Annotated in this window: 18 protein-coding genes; 5 read left to right on the top strand and 13 right to left on the bottom strand. The window is 62.9% G+C overall.

From position 1 onward, the window contains the following. The 5 genes from LDZ24_RS20800 to LDZ24_RS20780 all read left to right on the top strand — a co-directional run bounded on the left by LDZ24_RS20800 (position 1) and on the right by LDZ24_RS20780 (position 3,513). Positions 1-873, top strand: a complete 873-nt coding sequence (locus LDZ24_RS20800; protein WP_248324005.1) for an intradiol ring-cleavage dioxygenase — start codon at positions 1-3, stop codon at positions 871-873. Between the two features lie 4 nt (positions 874-877). Beyond that, positions 878-1,189 (top strand): YciI family protein, encoded by a 312-nt coding sequence (locus LDZ24_RS20795; RefSeq protein ID WP_248324004.1) that lies wholly within the window; start codon positions 878-880, stop codon positions 1,187-1,189. Positions 1,190-1,192: 3 nt separating this feature from the next. Continuing rightward, positions 1,193-1,534 carry a Rieske 2Fe-2S domain-containing protein gene (locus tag LDZ24_RS20790; RefSeq protein ID WP_248324003.1) on the top strand — a complete coding sequence of 114 codons (342 nt, stop codon included), beginning with the start codon at positions 1,193-1,195 and terminating at the stop codon, positions 1,532-1,534. A 208-nt stretch (positions 1,535-1,742) separates the two neighbouring features. Beyond that, the gene (locus tag LDZ24_RS20785) at positions 1,743-2,522 is read left to right on the top strand and encodes an inositol monophosphatase family protein (RefSeq protein WP_248324002.1); all 780 of its coding nucleotides are present in this window, start codon (positions 1,743-1,745) and stop codon (positions 2,520-2,522) included. 499 nt (positions 2,523-3,021) lie between these two features. After that, on the top strand, positions 3,022-3,513 hold the full coding sequence (locus LDZ24_RS20780) for a ProQ/FinO family protein (RefSeq protein WP_248324001.1): 492 nt from the start codon (positions 3,022-3,024) through the stop codon (positions 3,511-3,513). A 187-nt stretch (positions 3,514-3,700) separates the two neighbouring features. On the opposite strand, the gene LDZ24_RS20775 is transcribed toward LDZ24_RS20780, so the two are convergent. The 13 genes from LDZ24_RS20775 to LDZ24_RS20715 form a co-directional block, all read right to left on the bottom strand. Next, positions 3,701-4,981: an MFS transporter gene (locus LDZ24_RS20775; RefSeq protein WP_248324000.1), complete on the bottom strand. Its 1,281-nt coding sequence runs from the start codon at positions 4,979-4,981 to the stop codon at positions 3,701-3,703. A 218-nt stretch (positions 4,982-5,199) separates the two neighbouring features. After that, positions 5,200-6,432, bottom strand: coding sequence for an FAD-binding oxidoreductase (locus LDZ24_RS20770; protein ID WP_248323999.1), 1,233 nt, complete (start codon positions 6,430-6,432; stop codon positions 5,200-5,202). A 58-nt stretch (positions 6,433-6,490) separates the two neighbouring features. Continuing rightward, a complete protein-coding gene (locus LDZ24_RS20765; protein WP_248324234.1) occupies positions 6,491-7,063 on the bottom strand; it encodes a DUF1993 family protein in 573 nt (190 codons plus the stop codon). 156 nt (positions 7,064-7,219) lie between these two features. Continuing rightward, complete coding sequence (locus LDZ24_RS20760; RefSeq protein ID WP_248323998.1) at positions 7,220-7,915, bottom strand: GntR family transcriptional regulator; 696 nt, start codon at positions 7,913-7,915, stop codon at positions 7,220-7,222. Positions 7,916-7,995: 80 nt separating this feature from the next. Then, on the bottom strand, positions 7,996-8,394 hold the full coding sequence (hpxZ, locus tag LDZ24_RS20755; protein ID WP_248324233.1) for an oxalurate catabolism protein HpxZ: 399 nt from the start codon (positions 8,392-8,394) through the stop codon (positions 7,996-7,998). Between the two features lie 9 nt (positions 8,395-8,403). Then, complete coding sequence (locus LDZ24_RS20750) at positions 8,404-9,063, bottom strand: cysteine hydrolase family protein (RefSeq protein WP_248323997.1); 660 nt, start codon at positions 9,061-9,063, stop codon at positions 8,404-8,406. A 4-nt stretch (positions 9,064-9,067) separates the two neighbouring features. Continuing rightward, positions 9,068-10,066 carry a formamidase gene (locus LDZ24_RS20745; protein WP_248323996.1) on the bottom strand — a complete coding sequence of 333 codons (999 nt, stop codon included), beginning with the start codon at positions 10,064-10,066 and terminating at the stop codon, positions 9,068-9,070. A gap of 18 nt (positions 10,067-10,084) precedes the next feature. Beyond that, on the bottom strand, positions 10,085-11,677 hold the full coding sequence (locus tag LDZ24_RS20740) for an ABC transporter ATP-binding protein (protein ID WP_248323995.1): 1,593 nt from the start codon (positions 11,675-11,677) through the stop codon (positions 10,085-10,087). Next, entirely contained in the window at positions 11,674-12,372 is a 699-nt protein-coding gene (locus LDZ24_RS20735) for a cysteine hydrolase family protein (protein WP_248323994.1), read from the bottom strand. Before LDZ24_RS20735 ends, LDZ24_RS20740 begins: the two co-directional genes overlap by 4 nt. Positions 12,373-12,405: 33 nt before the next feature. Further along, on the bottom strand, positions 12,406-13,332 hold the full coding sequence (locus LDZ24_RS20730; RefSeq protein WP_248323993.1) for an ABC transporter permease: 927 nt from the start codon (positions 13,330-13,332) through the stop codon (positions 12,406-12,408). Next, positions 13,325-14,440: an ABC transporter permease gene (locus tag LDZ24_RS20725; protein ID WP_248323992.1), complete on the bottom strand. Its 1,116-nt coding sequence runs from the start codon at positions 14,438-14,440 to the stop codon at positions 13,325-13,327. The genes LDZ24_RS20730 and LDZ24_RS20725 overlap by 8 nt, the downstream gene beginning before the upstream one ends. Before the next feature lie 24 nt (positions 14,441-14,464). Then, positions 14,465-15,562 carry a BMP family ABC transporter substrate-binding protein gene (locus tag LDZ24_RS20720; RefSeq protein ID WP_248323991.1) on the bottom strand — a complete coding sequence of 366 codons (1,098 nt, stop codon included), beginning with the start codon at positions 15,560-15,562 and terminating at the stop codon, positions 14,465-14,467. A gap of 485 nt (positions 15,563-16,047) precedes the next feature. Next, complete coding sequence (locus LDZ24_RS20715; RefSeq protein WP_248323990.1) at positions 16,048-16,989, bottom strand: cation diffusion facilitator family transporter; 942 nt, start codon at positions 16,987-16,989, stop codon at positions 16,048-16,050. Positions 16,990-17,000 lie beyond the last annotated feature (11 nt).

The raw sequence follows: 17,000 nt of genomic DNA, 5'->3' as shown, positions 1-17,000 counted from the left end.
GTGACAACAGAACTCGACGACAGCGATGCGAAGCTGACCGATCAGGTCGTTGCCAGCTTCGCCAACACACCGGATGTGCGCCTGCGAACATTGATGCAAAGCCTCGTGCGACACATGCACGCCTTTGTCCGCGAAACGCAGCTTACCGAGCAGGAGTGGATGTCCGCCATTCGCTTTCTCACCGAGACCGGGAAAATGTGCGATGGCGTCGTGCGTCAAGAATTCATCCTCCTGTCGGACACCTTGGGCGTCTCGATGCTAGTCGACGCGATCAATCATCGGTTCGCGAGCGGAGCAACGGACACGACAGTGTTTGGTCCGTTCTATATCGAGGGCATGCCGGAGCGTGCCTATGGCGAGAACATGGCCTCGACGCCCGGCACGCCAGCTGTCGTGCATGGGCAAGTACGCAGCACCGACGGCACGCCGATTGCCGGCGCAGTGCTCGACGTCTGGCAAACCGCTGAAAACGGCATGTACTCCGGCCAGGACGCCGACCAGCCGCTCGACAACCTGCGCGGCCGCTATCGCACGGATGCGGAAGGCCGCTACGCGATCACCACCATTCTGCCGGTCAGCTATCCGATCCCGACCGATGGTCCGGTCGGCAAGATGCTGAGTGCGACAGGAAGGCACCCGTGGCGGCCTGCGCATTTGCACTTCATGATTGACGCCGTGGGGCACCGAAGACTCGTGACTCATATCTTCGATAAAGACGACAAATATCTCGAGTCCGATGCGGTCTTCGGTGTGAAGACGTCACTGACGGTTTCCTACCGTGAGCGAGCGGCCGGTGATGAACTCGCTCGTCGTTTCAATGTCCGAGGCCCGTATCGCGAGGCGAACTACGACTTCGTTCTTGACCGGAGCTAACGAGATGCGCCGCTATTTCGCAGTGTTTGCCACTGACAAGCCGGACATGCGCGAAGTCCGCGAGCGCGTGCGACCCAGCCATCGAAGCTATTTGCGCAGCGCGTCCGAGCATGGCGTTCACGTCCGTCTCGGGGGCCCCACCCTCGCGCCGCTGTGCAACAAGATGAATGGCACGCTTCTGGTTGTCGAGGCCGATGACATCGATGCTGTGATGCGCTTCGTAGGCGAGGATCCGTACATGAAAGAAGGATTGTTTTCCCGCGTCGAGGTCCGTCCGTGGGACTGGAGCCTCGGAAATCCCGAACAACGGGCTTGAACGATGAACGGGAGTCAGTTGTGTCGTCTCGACGAAGTGCCGGATGGCGGTGCTCTCGTCGTTCCGAAAGAGTCAGTGGGGCCCTCCATCGTCGTGGTCCGGCGTGGCGACAAGGCCTGGGCGTATGTCAATCGCTGCCCGCATTTTTCGGTATCCTTGGACTTCGTGCCTGGGAGTGTTTCGTGTTATCGATCGCAGGTCTTGATGTGCGCTCATCATAGTGCGCTGTTCAGGTTCGATGATGGCAAGTGTATCGATGGGCCGTGCAAGGGTGCCGCTCTGGACGCGGTGCCTGTAGAGGTTGACCGTAATGCATGCGTTGTATTTGCTGGTACGTCCGCTTAAGTCGTTACGCCTGCCTTGAAACGGGAACGGTGCCATACACTCGCTCGCTCGCGACATCACTAAGCGCGGCAACGCATGGGCCTGTACGGAGGGAGCGTACTTCACATACGCGCCATGAGGCTGCGGCGGGACAGGAAAGAAGCCTTGCATCGAGGCTCCAAGATACGCCGAACCGACTGGCGCCGCTTGGACTTTCTTGACATGGGCTATGCAAAACTCTCTGCCCTCCGAAGAGCTATTCGCTTTTCTCAATGAACTCGGCGACGAAGCCCGAACTCTCGCGCTGAAGTATTTCAGAGCTCGATTCGATGTTGCGACGAAGCCCGACAGCAGTCCCGTAACGGACGCAGACCGCGCCATCGAGCGGAGGGTACGCGAAATCATCGCCAGGCGATTTCCCTGTCACAGCATCTTCGGCGAGGAGGAAGGCGGAGTGATTGCGGCAGGGACGAACTGGGTCATTGACCCCATCGATGGCACGAAGGGCTTTATCGCCGGCGTGCCACTCTTCGGCACGCTGGTCGCGATGGTCGAAGACGGCCTTCCAACGTGCGGAATGATCGAAATGCCTGCGTTGCGGGAGCGCTGGATAGGAGATGGGAGGCAGACGTTACTCAACGGTCAGGTCTGCAAGACGAGTTCATGTGGACGGTTGCGTGAAGCGAGACTTTGCACCACTGACCCCTATACGTTCCGGGACCACGCCGCTACTGCATTCGAGTCCCTTGCCCGGTCGGCGATCCTCACTCGCTACGGTACGGACTGCTACGGCTATGCGCTGCTTGCATCGGGACACGTCGACCTCGTGGTGGAAACGGAGTTGGAAGTGTTTGACGTGATGGCGCTGGTTCCAGTCGTACGTGGCGCGGGCGGTGTCATCAGCACATGGTCGGGCGCCGCAGTCGATGCCGGATTTGATGGAACGATTCTCGCGGCGTCCACACCGGAGTTGCATGCCGAGGCCATTCAGTTCATGGCAGCGCCGTGATGATCAGCCGCCCTTGGATGGGATCAGCGCAGGCAGTGGCTAGAACCTGCCCTAACGCGGACATGCTCGAGGTTGAACGCCTTAGCCAGCAACGACGGCCAATCGGCGAGCGAAAAAAAGCCCGCGCGGGGCATGGGCGGGCTGAGGTCCACGTCCGAGAGAGAGGGGAAGGACGCGGAGGAGACACGCCTCTTTCGCAATCGTCATACCTGAGCCCTACTGAAACTCCGGCACAACGGGTGCACGAATCGTCGATCCTTGCCTACGCCAAGGCCATCTACGTTTTGCGCACCTCGGCAATGCCATCTGCGGCCTTATCGAAGCCAGAATTGCCGAGCTCTGATGGCCATTTGCAGGGATGTAATTCCGCTCGAGTTGCAAGACTCACCGACATCTCCAGCGGTCGCCAAAGCGTGCTCGATCCGTCTCGGCGAACACCAGAAAGGCCAATTGCTCGGACGACTGCTAGAATCGGCGCTTGCATTCTAGGTACACGGACATGGGATTCGAACAACTCGCTGCTCTCAAGAAGCAGCTCGCGCAACAGACTAAGAACGCCGGTAAGCCGGCCGCAAAGAAGCAGGCTACGCAGTCGAAGCGACCGCCGCGGACCACCGATACCGGGCCGGTCGACCCGGCGGTGCATACCATCGGCAAGCTACAGAAGCGTTTCCCGAACGCCTTCCCCAAAAACCCTGCGCCGAAAGTCCCGCTGAAGGTGGGTATCTTGCACGACCTTCTGGCGCAGAAAGCGGACCTGTCCCTATCCGAGCAGGAACTCAAGGACGCAATCAAGGTTTGGTGCCGAGGAACGCGTTACTGGAGCAGCCTTGTCGAAGGTGCGCCTCGGGTCGACTTGGCGGGTAATCCGACTGGACAAGTCACGTCAGCAGACGCGGGGCGCGCGCGGCATTTGCAGGCTGCCGCGAGGCCACGCCAGAAGTCGGCGGTTCGCGCCTCCGAGAAGAACTCGGAAGCCGGTGAGAAGTAATTTCTCGAAATTGCCGGGCGCGCGATCGGTGCATTCACGAACGCGCGTACTGTTCAACCGATAGTCGTCGCTCACTGCTTCGTTCAAGCAATCACTGAGCGTTCAGTACATCGGGGCGCTGAGACAATGCAATCAGGAACCGCAACGACGCCCCTCGCGGCGGGCGCCATTGCCTTTATTCGCTCACTCACAGCATCGCCAACTTTCTGATGCGAACCAGTGCGACCAAACTGACAACGGCGGCCGCAATCAAGTAGAAGCTGGGCGCAAGCTGGTTTCCCGACAGACCGATCAGCGACGTGATAATGAATGGAGCAAAGCCGCCGAAGACGGTGACCGACACGTTATATCCGACGGACATGCCGGTCGTGCGATTCCGTGTCGGAAAGAGGTCGCTAAGCAATGCGGGTAGCGCACCGAAGTACGCCGCGTTCGCCACGCCGAAGAAGACCTGCACCCAGACGAGCGCGGGGAACGTCGGGTGATCGTGCAGTAGTCGAAACGCCGGGTACGCGGCGACCAGAAAGAAGGCTCCGGCCACCATCATGACTTTGGTTCTGCCCACGCGGTCGGACAGATGGCCGAATACAGGCGCGCCGATCATTTGAATGACGCCAGTCGCAATAGTCGCAGTAAAGGCAGCGGCGGCAGGCAATCGGAGTTGCTTGACCGCATACGTGGGCATGTACAGGATCAGATACGTCGCCACTGTCCCGAGAACGACCGCGCCTATGGCCAGGATGAGGCGCTGTCCTTGATTCCTGAACGTGTCTGCTAAAGGATTGCCCTCGGTCTCCGTAATCACGAATTCGGGCGTTTCGTCGACGTTGCGCCTGATGTAGTAAGCCACGGGCCCAATCAACAACCCGAGAAAGAATGGGAGTCGCCATCCCCAGCCGAGCACTTGCGCCGGGGTAAGAGCGGTCGTCAACCAGGTGCCCGCGAGTGCAGCAAGCAGCGTCGTGAGGCCCTGACTGGCGGCCTGCCAACTCGCGAAAAATCCGCGACGCTGACCGCCGTGTTCCGCGAGAAACGCAGTCGCGCTGCCGAACTCGCCGCCCGCCGAGAAGCCCTGAATCATTCTGGCGACCACGATTCCCACTGGCGCCAGAACGCCGATCGTCGCGTACGTTGGCATGATCGCGATGAGCGACGTGCCGATCATCATCAAAAGGATGGACAGCGTCAGCGCGGCTTTGCGGCCTGCCTTGTCCGCATAGACGCCCAGCACGACGGCGCCGAGCGGACGCATGAAGAACGATACGCCGAAGGTTCCAAGCGTCAGCAACAGCGAGATGGTCTCGTTGCCGTTGGGAAAGAACAGCTTGGAAATGGTAACGGCGAAAAACCCATAGATGACCAGGTCGAACCATTCCAACGCATTGCCGATGGATGCCGCAAGTATGATGCGCCATTTACGTCGATCTGCTGCCTCTCTCTCGAGCGAAACGCCCGGCACATCAGTCATCGAGATTCTCCTCCCGTTTGTTCAACCTGCGAGCCTTGTCTTCTCTCCAGATTATGCCTTGGCCTGGGAACAAATGACGTTGTATCGCCACCTGGGGGAATAACGCGCCGACCGTCGTACTTGTTAAAGCAAGCGGAGTAGAGAGTGATCCAGCGTTGGCGCCCTCTTCTTTCGATACGCAATTCGTTTCGGCCTCGATCATGAGACCCTTGCGACGCTCAGAACCGATCCGCACGAAACGGTGTCAGGTCGACCACCGGACGGCTGCCTGTAATCGCCTCCGCAATCAAACGCCCGGTGATCGGTCCAAGCGTCAGGCCATGGTGCGCATGGCCAAAGGCAAACCACAGATTCCGGTGATGCGGCGCGGGCCCAATGACGGGCATCATGTCGGGAGTACAGGGACGACACCCGAGCCAGGGTTCGGAGTCGACTCGTTCCCCCAATGGAAAGACTTCGCGGGCCAGAGGCTCGATAGCTTCCAGTTGCACCGGCGTCTTGGGCGAGTCCCTGAAGCCAAGTTCCACGCCCGTGGTCAAGCGAATGCCTCTCACCATCGGCGTAATCATGTAGCCGATTTCCGCATCGAGAACCGGCTGATTCAGCGTCGCGCCGGGCTTGCTCGCATAATGCATGTGGTAGCCGCGTTTCACCTGGAGCGGCAGACGATACCCCAGCTTCGTGGTCAGGTCGCCCGACCATGGGCCCAGGGCAATGACCCCGACATTCGCCTCGACGTCGCCCGAGTCGGTTCTCACGCGCCAACCCTCACTGAGCGTCGAAGCGTCTCCGGCGAGCACCACGCCGCCGAGTTTTTCGAAGAGCTTCGCATAGGCACCGACAAGGCCGGCTGGGTCACTGACTGAATCAGACGACGAGTAACGTACTGCGGCTCGAAGAACCGGACTCAACGACGGCTCACTTCGATGCAGAGCGTTTCCTTCGAACACGTCGAATTCGATTCCGTATTCCTCTCTCCAGCGCGCCGCCTCGGCGACGGCCGCTTCGAAAGCCTTGCCTGTACGGAACGCCTTCATCCACCCGTTCTTTCTCAATAGCGCCTGTGCGCCCGCCGCGTCGATAAGCTCGCGGTGTTCCGAAACGCAATGCTCGATGAGCGTCGAATAGGCTCTCGCGATGCGTGCGTGACGGTCGGCTCGCGAGTGCTGCCAATACTTCACCAGGAACGGCGCCAGCCTTGGCATCGCCATAGGGTGATAGCGCACGTCCGTCGCGCGATTGCCTGCGTAGTGCGCAAGGGACGCGAAGTCGCGAGGCAAGGCGTACGGATAGACGCCTTCGCGCTGGATAAGGCCGGCATTGCCGAGTGAGGTTTCCTTGCCCGGTGCTTTGCGGTCGATGAGCGCCACGTTGAGGCGTCTACGCTGCAATTGCAAAGCGACGGACGTGCCGACGATACCGGCGCCGAGAACCATTGCGTCGAACTTCATGTCGATGTTCCTTCCGTTTCGCCGTATGCACACAGCTTAGCTTCGCTAACTAGTCGCTTCAGCTTTGTGGTAACGACCCGGGGCGAACGTACGCAAACATGTGCGATACGTAATCCGCCTTTCCGAGTTGGACACCGTGGTGCCGCAGTATGGCGTACGCGGTCGTGAGGTGAAAGTAAAACTGCGGCAGCGACCAATCGCGCGCGTACTGGTCGCCGGTCATGTCGAAGACGATGCCATCGGGCAATTCGAGCGCAATGGGCAGTGTGGCGCCTGCATCTAATGCGTCGGACGCGAGCCCGCTGAGAAACGATATCGAGTCGGCGATTCGCGCTTGGGCATCCTGCAACGAACCCGACTGGGTGTCCGCGTTCCACCCTTCGCGCTGCAACTTCCCGAGCGCCTCGGGAAGCGGCTCACCGCGCAGACGATGAGCAGGCTCTAGCGCCTGAAAGCACGCAAACCTTACCTGCGAAGCAAGCGGATACATGTCCGAAGCGAGCCGTAGTGATAACAGTGCATTTGGGTCACCGCCCGATGCGCGCTCATGAGCCGCTGCTTTTTCGAGCCAGGTCGACAGCGCGCGCAGCATCTGTGTGAATGAGGGAACGAGAAGCCGAGTCAGCGACATGCATGAACTCCCGATGCGTTTCAACCGAACACCGACACCGCTTGTCAACGGGGAAAGCGATTGCAGAAGCACGAACATTGTCTTCTGCATCAGTATTGCATAGTTGAAAGCACGAGGACGAGGCTGCTATCGGCTCGTCGAGGAGCCGCAAACGCATCAGCCCACGAACGGCAGCTTGCGCTCGCGCGCTTCCGCCAGCATCGATACGGTGATCTTGCGTACCTCCAGCTTGCTTTGCGTGATATGCGAACGCAGTAGCATGGCCGCTTCACCGCACTTGCCACGATCGATGCAGCGGAGCATCTTCGCGTGTTCCTCATACGTGGCGCTGGTCCGATGCGGCTTCAGAAAATCCAACCGCCGCACGATGCGGATGCGCTCCGTCACCTCGTCGTGCACGCGCAGCATCTCGCCGTTGCCGCTTGCGCGAACGAGTCCGCGATGAAAGTCCTCGTCCATGCTGAACATCGCGACCGGGTCCGTTTCGCGCGCCTCCGGCGGCACGCACCAGACGGCTTTGAGGGCACTGATGTGCGGATGTGGCGGCGCGGTCGACCCGAGCTTGTCGAGCGATGCGGTCTCGAGCACGATGCGCAAGTCATAGAGCTGGTCGAGCTGCGCGAAGTCGATCTCGGACACCTTCCAGCCACGCCTGAAACCCACTTCCAGATAGCCTTCGCGCAACAGCCGAAAGAGCGCATCGCGCATCGGCGTGCGGGACACGCCGTAGTATTGCGCGATGTCCGTTTCGGAGAAGCGGTCGCCGGGAAAGAGACTAAAGCTGAAGATGTCCTGCTTCAGTTGCTGATACACCTGTTCGGCGAGCGGATTCGCTGCCTGAATGGCGCGCACGGCCGCGCGCTCCATGAGTTTGGGCGAGTCGATTCGGTGTCTCCTGCAAAGCGGCTCAAAGGGCTTTCTCAGGGCCTTCCTCAGGGTCTTTCAATCAGGCTCACGTGCGCGGCGACGATCGTCCATCCCGCGAATGCGTTCATGCTGTCGGAAAGCCGCGCCCATGTCTGCATCTGGCGACCGAGCAAGTGCGTCGCGTCGCTCGTGAACTCGGTGCTGACCGTGGCATGATCCGCGCCGAATGTCGTCACGACCGTGCGATGCAGCCGCCTCGAACGAGGCACCGGCGCGCAGGTCTCGCGCCACCGGCGAATGGCATCGCCGCCATGTTGCACTTCGGCGATGCCGTAGCGCACGGTTTGCGGCGCGTGCCAGAAGAGCGCGTTCATGGTGGCGATATCGTTATCGACGAGCGCCCGTTCATACGCAACGAACGCGCGCTCCACTTCAGCCACGATATCCGGGCGGTTCACTTCCATCGTCATGGGTCAGGCTTCCTGTAGATCGGCGAGCGTCGCCGTCCATCCGACGATACCGCCCTGCGAGCGAATCATCTCGATGGTCGCGGTCTTGAACGCTGGAATGTAGCTCGCGGACGCGTCCTCGATCAGCACGCATTCGTAGCCGCGGTCGTTCGCTTCCCGCATGCTCGTCTGCACGCACACTTCGGTCGTCACGCCCGCGAAGACCAGATGCGTGATGCCGCGTTGCGCCAACTTTTCGCCGAGACCCGTCGCGTAGAAAGCGCCCTTGCCCGGCTTGTCGATCACGAGCTCGCCCGCAATGGGCGCGAGTTCATCGACGATCGCGTTGCCCGGCTCGCCGCGCACGAGAATGCGGCCCATCGGTCCCATATCGCCGATGCGCGCTTGCGGTGCGCCGCGCAGCCGCTTCGCAGCGGGACAATCCGAAAGATCCGGCGCATGCGACTCGCGCGTATGCACGACAAGCCAGCGTTCGTTGCGCGCGTGATCGATGAGCCGCGCTACCGTCGGCACGATCGACGCGAGCAGCGACACGTCGTTGCCGAGGCTTTCGCCGAAGCCGCCGGGTTCGATGAAATCGCGCTGCATGTCGATGACGATCAACGCCGTATGCGATGCCTCGAAGATGAACGGCGACGGCCGCGCGCGCGTGATGGCCGGCATCGCCTCATCCCTTGTAGCGGCGATCGGGCGCCGGAAACCCGCACGACGTACCGTCTTTGACGACGACATCCGCTTCCCACGGCAAGCGATACTCTCCGCGCACCATGTCCTGCATGAACGTGTACGGGCAATCCTGCGCGCCGCCCTTCACAGCCACGTAGCCGCGATGCCCGAACTGGTAGATGTTGTTCTCGACGCCCCAGTGAATGCGCGCTTCGCGCACGAGATCGGGCCGCATTTCGCAGGTGATGATTTCGTCGGGACGATGGCTGCCTTCCACCATCACCGCGCCGTCGAAGTCGCAGAACATGCCCTCGCCCATCGAGTCGAACGTGCCGTCGCTGCCGCAGAGACACACGCTCGCGGTCTGCGCGAGATTCTGGAACGCGTTCGACTGATTGGTGATCTTCCATGCATGCCGGATCGGCGCGGTATAACCGGCCGTGCGCAGGATGATCTCCGCGCCCTTGTAGGCGGCTTCGCGCGCCATCTCCGGAAACATGCCGTCGTGACAGATGATGAGCGAGAGCTTCGCGCCCTTCGGCCCGATGCACACCGGCACCCCGACATTGCCCGGCTCCCACGGCTCGACCGGCACCCAGGGATGCATCTTGCGGTAGTAGAGCGCAATCTCGCCCCGATCGTCGATGATGATGCCGCTGTTGTACGGATTGCCGCCCGGATTGCGCTCCATGATGGAGAAGCATCCCCAGATGCGATGCTCGATGCAGGCCGCCTTGAATGCCGCCACTTCGGGGCCGTCGAGCGAGCACATGATGGCGTCGTCGGTACTCATCGACAGGCCGTGCAGCATGTATTCCGGGAACACGACGAGATCCATCGCCGGATTGTTGCGGCGCGCCTTGCCCACCATGTCGACAATGCGGCGCGTCTGCGCGGCGAGCTGCTCCGGCGTCGTCACATCCGGATTCTGCAACTGCACGAGTCCCACGACGATGCCTTGCGGCGACTTGTTCAACCCACCGAGACCGCTCGAACTCATTCTTCCTTGCTCCTTTCTTTATGCGTGGACGGTGACCGGCTCGGACGTATCGCGCGTGGCGCTTTCGACGTGGCCCGCCATATGTCTTCCCAACGCGACGCGATCCGCGCCGCTCGCAGCCGTTTCATGGACGATCCGGCCTTCCGCGATCACCGCGATGCGGTCTGCCAGTTCCAGTAGTTCATCGAGGTCCTCGCTGACGAGCAGCACGGCCGCGCCGCTATCGCGTGCGGCGAGGATGCGCGCATGAATGTCCGCCACCGATGCGAAGTCCAGCCCGAACACCGGATTTGCGACGATCAGCACATCGACCGCCTGGCCGAGTTCGCGCGCGAGCACCGCGCGTTGCACGTTGCCGCCCGACAGCGTGCCGATGGCGCGAGCAGGCACCGGCGGCCTGACGTTGAATTCGGCGATGAGCCGTTCGGCCCGCTCGCGCATCGCGCGGCGATCGAGCCGCCAGCCGTGGCGCTTCATCGGCGGGCGATCGAAGTCGCGCAACGCGAGGTTCTCGGCAATGCTCATGTTCGCGACGCATGCGTTGCGCAACGGTTCCTCGGGCAGCGCGAACACGCGCAGCCGCGTCATTTCCTCCCGCGTCGCGCGATACGGCTCGCCGTGCATGCGCATCTCGCCCGCCTCGACGCGCCGCTGTCCGACGAGCGCCTCGATCAGTTCCTTCTGTCCGTTGCCCGATACGCCCGCGATACCGAGGATCTCGCCCGACTTCACCGCGAGCGAGACTTCGCGCACGGCCGCATGCCCGCGATCGTCGATCACGCTCAGGTTTCGCAACGCGAGGCGCACCGGCGCATCCGACGGACAAGGCCTGCGCGCAGGGCGCGTTTGCGCCAGTTCCGGATCGTCCGATGGCGCTTGGCCGCCCATCATCCATGCGGCGAGCCGGTCGCGGGTCGTGTCCGCCACGGCGCTGGTGCCGACGAGCCTGCCTTTGCGCAGCACCGTGACATCATCGGCATAGGCCATCACTTCCCGGAACTTGTGCGTGATCATCAGCACCGTCAGTTCGCCGCGCGCGGCGAGATCGCGCATCAGGCCGAGCACTTCGTCTGCTTCCTGCGGCGTCAGCACGGAAGTCGGTTCGTCGAGAATCAGAAAACGCTGCTGTAGATACAGCTGCTTCAGGATTTCGAGCTTCTGCTTTTCGCCGGCGGCAAGGCCGGCGACAGGGGCGTCGAGCGGCAGACGGAAGGGCATCGACCGCATGAAGGCTCGAAGCGCGGCGCGTTCCTTTGTCCAGTCGATCTTCCACGGCAGACGTCCTCGCGCGAGCAGCAGATTCTCTTCCACCGACAAGCCCGCCGCCAGCGTGAAATGCTGATAGACCATGCCGATGCCGAGCGCCTGCGCATCGCGCGGCGACGCGATCCTGACCTGCCGCGCATCCGCGATGATCTCGCCGTCGTCGAGCACGCCATAGCCGACGAGCCCTTTCACGAGCGTGCTCTTGCCCGCGCCGTTCTCGCCGAGCAGCGCATGGACGGTGCCCGCGCGCACCCTGAGCGTCACGCCGTCGAGCGCGGTAAAGGCGCCGAAGCGTTTGGTCGCGCCGAGCACTTCGACGCTCATCGCCTTGATCGAAGCATTCATGGCCGGCTTCCCAGCGCGGCGAGCAGCGCCTTCGAATCGGACACCGTGCCGAACACGCCGCCCTGCATCAGCACCATGTTGAGCGCAGCGTCGTGGTTGCCGCGGTCGGTCGCGCCGCAGCAGTCCGCGAGAATGGTGCACTCGAAGCCGCGGTCGTTCGCTTCGCGCATCGTCGTGTGGACGCAGACGTCTGTCGTGATGCCCGTCAGCACCAGATTGACGATGCCGCGCGTGCGCAGCACCATCTCGAGGTCGGTGGCGCAGAACGAGCCTTTGCCCGGCTTGTCGATGACGATCTCGCCATCTAGCGGCTTCAGTTCGTCGATGATTTCCCAGCCCGGCTCCCCGCGCACGAGAATCCTGCCGCACGGTCCTTCATCGCCGATGCCCACGCCCTGCGTTCCCGCGCGGCGGCTTCTCCATCGCTTGTTGGCGGGCAGGTCCGAGAGATCGGGCCGATGCCCTTCGCGCGTATGGATGATCGTGAAGCCCTGCTCGCGCATCAGCGTGAGGACGTTCCTGATCGGCTCGATGGGCGCGCGCGTCATCGAGAGGTCGTAGCCCATCTTGTCGACATAACCGCCGACGCCGCAGAAATCCGTCTGCATGTCGATGATGACGAGCGCGGTGTTCTCAGGGAGCAGGTTGCCGTCGTAAGGCCACGGATAGGGCCGTGCTTCGATGAAGCGGGTCATTGGGTTCGCTCCGGGATTAAATCGACGAGTGAATCAACGAGTAAGGCTGAGTTCGCCGGGCGCGCCGGCGAGCGTGCGGTCCGGTCGGCAGTTGACGAGCATGATCGCGAGCGTCAGCACATACGGCGCGGCGTTGAAGAGGTAATAGCCGGTCGTGACGCCGATAGCCTGAAGCGCCGGACCGAGCGCGCCCGCGGCCCCGAAGATCAACGCGGCCCACAGGCACCGCAACGGCTGCCAGCGCGCGAAGATGACGAGCGCGACGGCCATCAGGCCTTGTCCGCTCGACAGCCCTTCGTTCCAGCTGCCGGGATACACCAGCGACAGATACGCGCCGCCGACACCCGCGAAGAAGCCGCCGGCGGTCGTCGCGAGAATGCGCACGCGCGTGATCGGATAGCCCATCGCGCGGGCGCTTTCCGCGTTCTCGCCGACGAGACGCAGGGCCAAACCCCAGCGCGTATGACGCAAGCCCCATTGCAAGGCGAACGCCAGCAGCACCCCGGCGATGAACAGCGGATTCACATGCAGCGCGTTGTGCAACTGCGGCGACGACGCCCATGCGCCGAGGTCGATCGACGGCAACATCGGCGCCTGCGGCTCGATGAACGGCTTGCCGAGGTAGAACGCGAGGCCGGTGCCGGCGAGCATCAGCGCAATGCCGAAGGCAATATCGGACACGCGCGGCAGCGAGCACACGAGACCGTGCAGGCAGCCGAGCAGCAGTCCCGCGCATCCGGCGGCGAGCACGCCGAGCCACGGCGAACCGGACAGGTACGCGGCGGCGTAACCGGTCATCGCGCCGGAAACGAGAATGCCTTCGAGCCCGAGATTGACGCGGCCGCCCTTCTCCGTCAGGCATTCGCCGATGCTCACGAACAGATACGGCGTGCTGACGCGAATAGCGCCCGCGAAGAGCGACAGCAAGAGCACGGCGACGGGTGATTGTGCATCAAACATGCGTGCCCTCCAGTCCTGCGGCAGAACGCGCTGCCGACATCGCCTGCAAGCGGATGCGCCATGCCGCGAGACGGCCGCCCATTGCTTCCCACGCGAGCAGATTGGCGAACAGAAGGCCCTGCAAGACGAGCGTGGTGGCGTCGGGCAAGCCCAGACGGCGCTGCAAGAGCGAGCCACTCGCTTCGATGCCGCCGACGAGGACCGCGCACAACACGATGGCGAGCGGATTCTGGCGCGCCGCGAACGCGACGAGGATGCCTGCATAGCCATAGCCCGCGAGCAGCGAGGCGTTCGCGCTGCCCTGCACCGCCGCGACTTCGAACATGCCGGCGAGGCCCGCCGCTGCGCCGCCCATCGCGCATGCGGCGATGGCGAGCCGGTTCACCGGCAGGCCGACGAGCTTCGCCGCATGATTGTTGCCGCCCGCGACGCGCATCGCGAAGCCCCGGGTGCTGTGACGCACGAAGACCCATGCCGCGATGCACGCGAGCGCGCCCCACAGCAGGCCCCAGTGCACGTCGAGGCCGGGCAGCGAACCGATCGCGAGCGCATCGGGGACCGGTGGCGTCGATGGCTTGTTGAGGCTCGCGGGATCGCGCAACGGGCCTTCGACGAGATGTTTGAACAAGGCAATCGCGATATACGACATCAACAGGCTGCTGATGGTCTCGTTGACGCCGCGCAGCTGCCGCATCGCGCCGACCGCGCCGATCCACACGCCGCCCGCGAGCATGCCGGCGAGCGCCATCAGCGGCGCGGCGGCGAACCACGGCATCGCGGCCGGCACGTGCGCCGCCACGACGGCCGACGCCAGTCCGCCCAGCGCGAGCGCGCCTTCGCCGCCGATCACGATCAGCCCGACCTGCGCGGGCAACGCGACGCACAACGCCGTGAGCATCAACGGAGCGGCGCGCAATAACGTGCTCTGCCATGCGAACGACGAGCCGAACGCGCCCTGTCCGATGAGCAGAAGCGCATCGTAAGCGGGTTGGCCCTGCACGAGCAGAAACAACGAGAACAGCGCCAGCGTGCCGGCGAGCGCGCTCAGCGTCGGCAACGCGGGCAATGCGCCGACGGCAGCGCGCGATAACAAGGAAGAGGATGGCATCTCAGCTCCGCTTAGCGAATCCAGTCAGATCTGCCCGACGACGCCCGAGACGAGATAGTTCATGCTCTCCAGCTTGATATCCGTCTGCGCGTAAGCGGTGCCGGACGCGATGGCGCTGCCGCCCTTGTTGTCCTTCAACGGGCCTTTGAAGATGACGTATTCGCCCGCCGCCATCTTCGACTTGATCGCATCGGCGTTGGCTCTGGCGTCCGGCGTGACCTTCGCGCCATACGGCGACATCTTCACGAAGCCTTGCTTGAGGCCGCCACGCAGGATGTTCGGTTGCGGCTTGCCGGTCTGCGCATCAGTAACAATTTCCTTGAACGGCGTCTGCCAGTCCCACTCCGCTCCGGTCAGATAACCTTTCGGCGCAAGCGCGGCCTGGCTCGCGTGATAACCGCAGCTCATCGCGCCGCGTTTCTCCGCTGTTTCGATGACGACCTTCGGGCCATCGACGTGACAGGTGAGCACGTCGCACCCCTGATCGACGAGACTGTTGGCCGCTTCGGCCTCCTTGACCGGCATCGACCAGTCGCCGGTGAAGATGACATGCGTCGTGATCGACGGATCGACCGATTGCGCGCCGAGCGTGAACGCGTTGATGTTTCGCAGTACTTGAGGAATCGGCTTGGCGGCGACGAAGCCGAGCTTCTTGCTCTTGCTCGCGTGACCGGCCACGACGCCGTTGAGGTACTGGCACTCATCGATATAGCCGAAGTAACTCGCGATATTCGCCGGGTCGCCCTGCTTCCACAGACCGCCGCAATGCGCGAACCGGACCTTCGGATACTTCGCGGCCATCTTGAGCACGTGCGGGTCGAAATAGCCGAACGAGGTCGCGAAGATCAGCGTCGCGCCGTCCTGCTCGATCATCGCTTCCATCGTCTTTTGCACGGCGACGGTCTCGGGCACGTTCTCTTCCTCGACCACCTTCACGCCCGGCATTTTGCGGATGACCGCCGTGGCCTGCGCCTGCGCCTGGTTGTACCCGTAATCGCCCTTGGCGCCGACGTAGATCACGCCGACGGTGAGGTTGCTCGCGCCGAATGCGAGATCGAACGGCAAGGCGCTGCCGAGCGCGAGCGCGCCCGCGCCTTTGATGAACTGGCGGCGATTGGTCATGGTGTGGCTTCCTGTGTGAATGGATGGTCAGTGTGGGGATGCGACGCTGTGCCGGTACGCGCGCCAGCCGCCGAATGAAGTGAGGTCGTGTCGTGATCGTGCCGATGCCGAGCGGCGCGAACATCGCCGCGCGCGGCGTAGCGCGCGGCAGGCCAAGCCTTCGACGAGCGAACGGACAGCGATGGGCATATCAGCCACAGGTGCTTCCATGAGTTCAATCTTGAATACAAGTTGGAACTCGCAATGCACTGTCCATGCCAAGCGAGATTTCTGCTTTGGTTTCAGAGACTTGATCCAATGAAGCGGATGACGCCGACGCCAGCCGACCCATTCGGGGTCACGCTGCGGCCAGCGATGGTGCGTGCGATCCCTCTGCGGGTGCACTGTCGGGAGTTGACTTTTTGGCGCGAGTCGCGGCCGTCGCGCCGACTGCAATCATTGGCACGGGAGAAGGACGCGTCGTGGAAGGTCCCCGCTTGCGTACGCTAAAGCGGATCTCGCCCGTGCTCCCGCAATTCAGGCTCGAAGAAAATCCAGCGCGCGGCCGGGAATTGAGCCCGCAGTTCATTCTCCAGGCGGTCGATGGTCCGTACGAGCTCATCCGCGCTCTCGTGCGGTCCCAGTTCCGCCTGAACGGCGACGACCAGATCGTCCGACCATTTCAGCACGATGAGACTCACGATGCGCCGCAGTTCCGGCCGCGCTTCGAGCCACTGACGCATCGCTTCGCGCGTTTGCCGGTGCGCCGACTCGCCCACCAGCAGCGACTTGATTTCGCGCATCGAAAATAGCGCGGTTGCCATCAACACGATGCCGACACCGATGCTGCCGAGCGAATCGTAGACGGGATCGTCGGTGAACATCGACAGGCCGACGGCGATCAGCGACACGATGACGCCGGCGAGCGCGGCGAGGTCCTCGCTGACCGCGAGCATCACTGCAGGACGCCCGCTTTCGCGGAACCAGTGCAAGAGTCCGCGCGCGCGATGCCGAGGCTCGATGCTGCGTATGGATGCGCGCAACGCCATGCCCTCGACGACGCCGGACACGCACATCACCGCGATCGCGAGCCACGGATGATCCAGCGACGAGCCGTGCACCACGCGATACGTCCCGAGCGCAGCCGATGCGACGCCGCCCAGGACGAACAACTGCATGGCGACGAGCATGCTGTACACATAGGTCTCGCGCCCGAAGCCGAACGGATGCTGCTCATCGGGCTTCGCGCGCGCGGAGCGATAGCCGACCAGCAGGACGATCTGATTGAGAGAGTCCGCGCTCGAATGAACAGCTTCCGCGAGTGCGGCGCCGGAATTGGTAAAAAGGGCGACGCCGTACTTGCACGCTGCGACGACGATGTTCGAGGCCAGCGCGTAATAGACCGCGCGCGGCGTGCCCGACGCCTTGCGGCCGGATCGCGTTCCCATGACCGTCTTTC

This window comes from Caballeronia sp. Sq4a (genome assembly GCF_023170545.1).
Lineage (GTDB): Bacteria > Pseudomonadota > Gammaproteobacteria > Burkholderiales > Burkholderiaceae > Caballeronia.
This window is presented reverse-complemented; position numbering and strand designations above follow the sequence as displayed.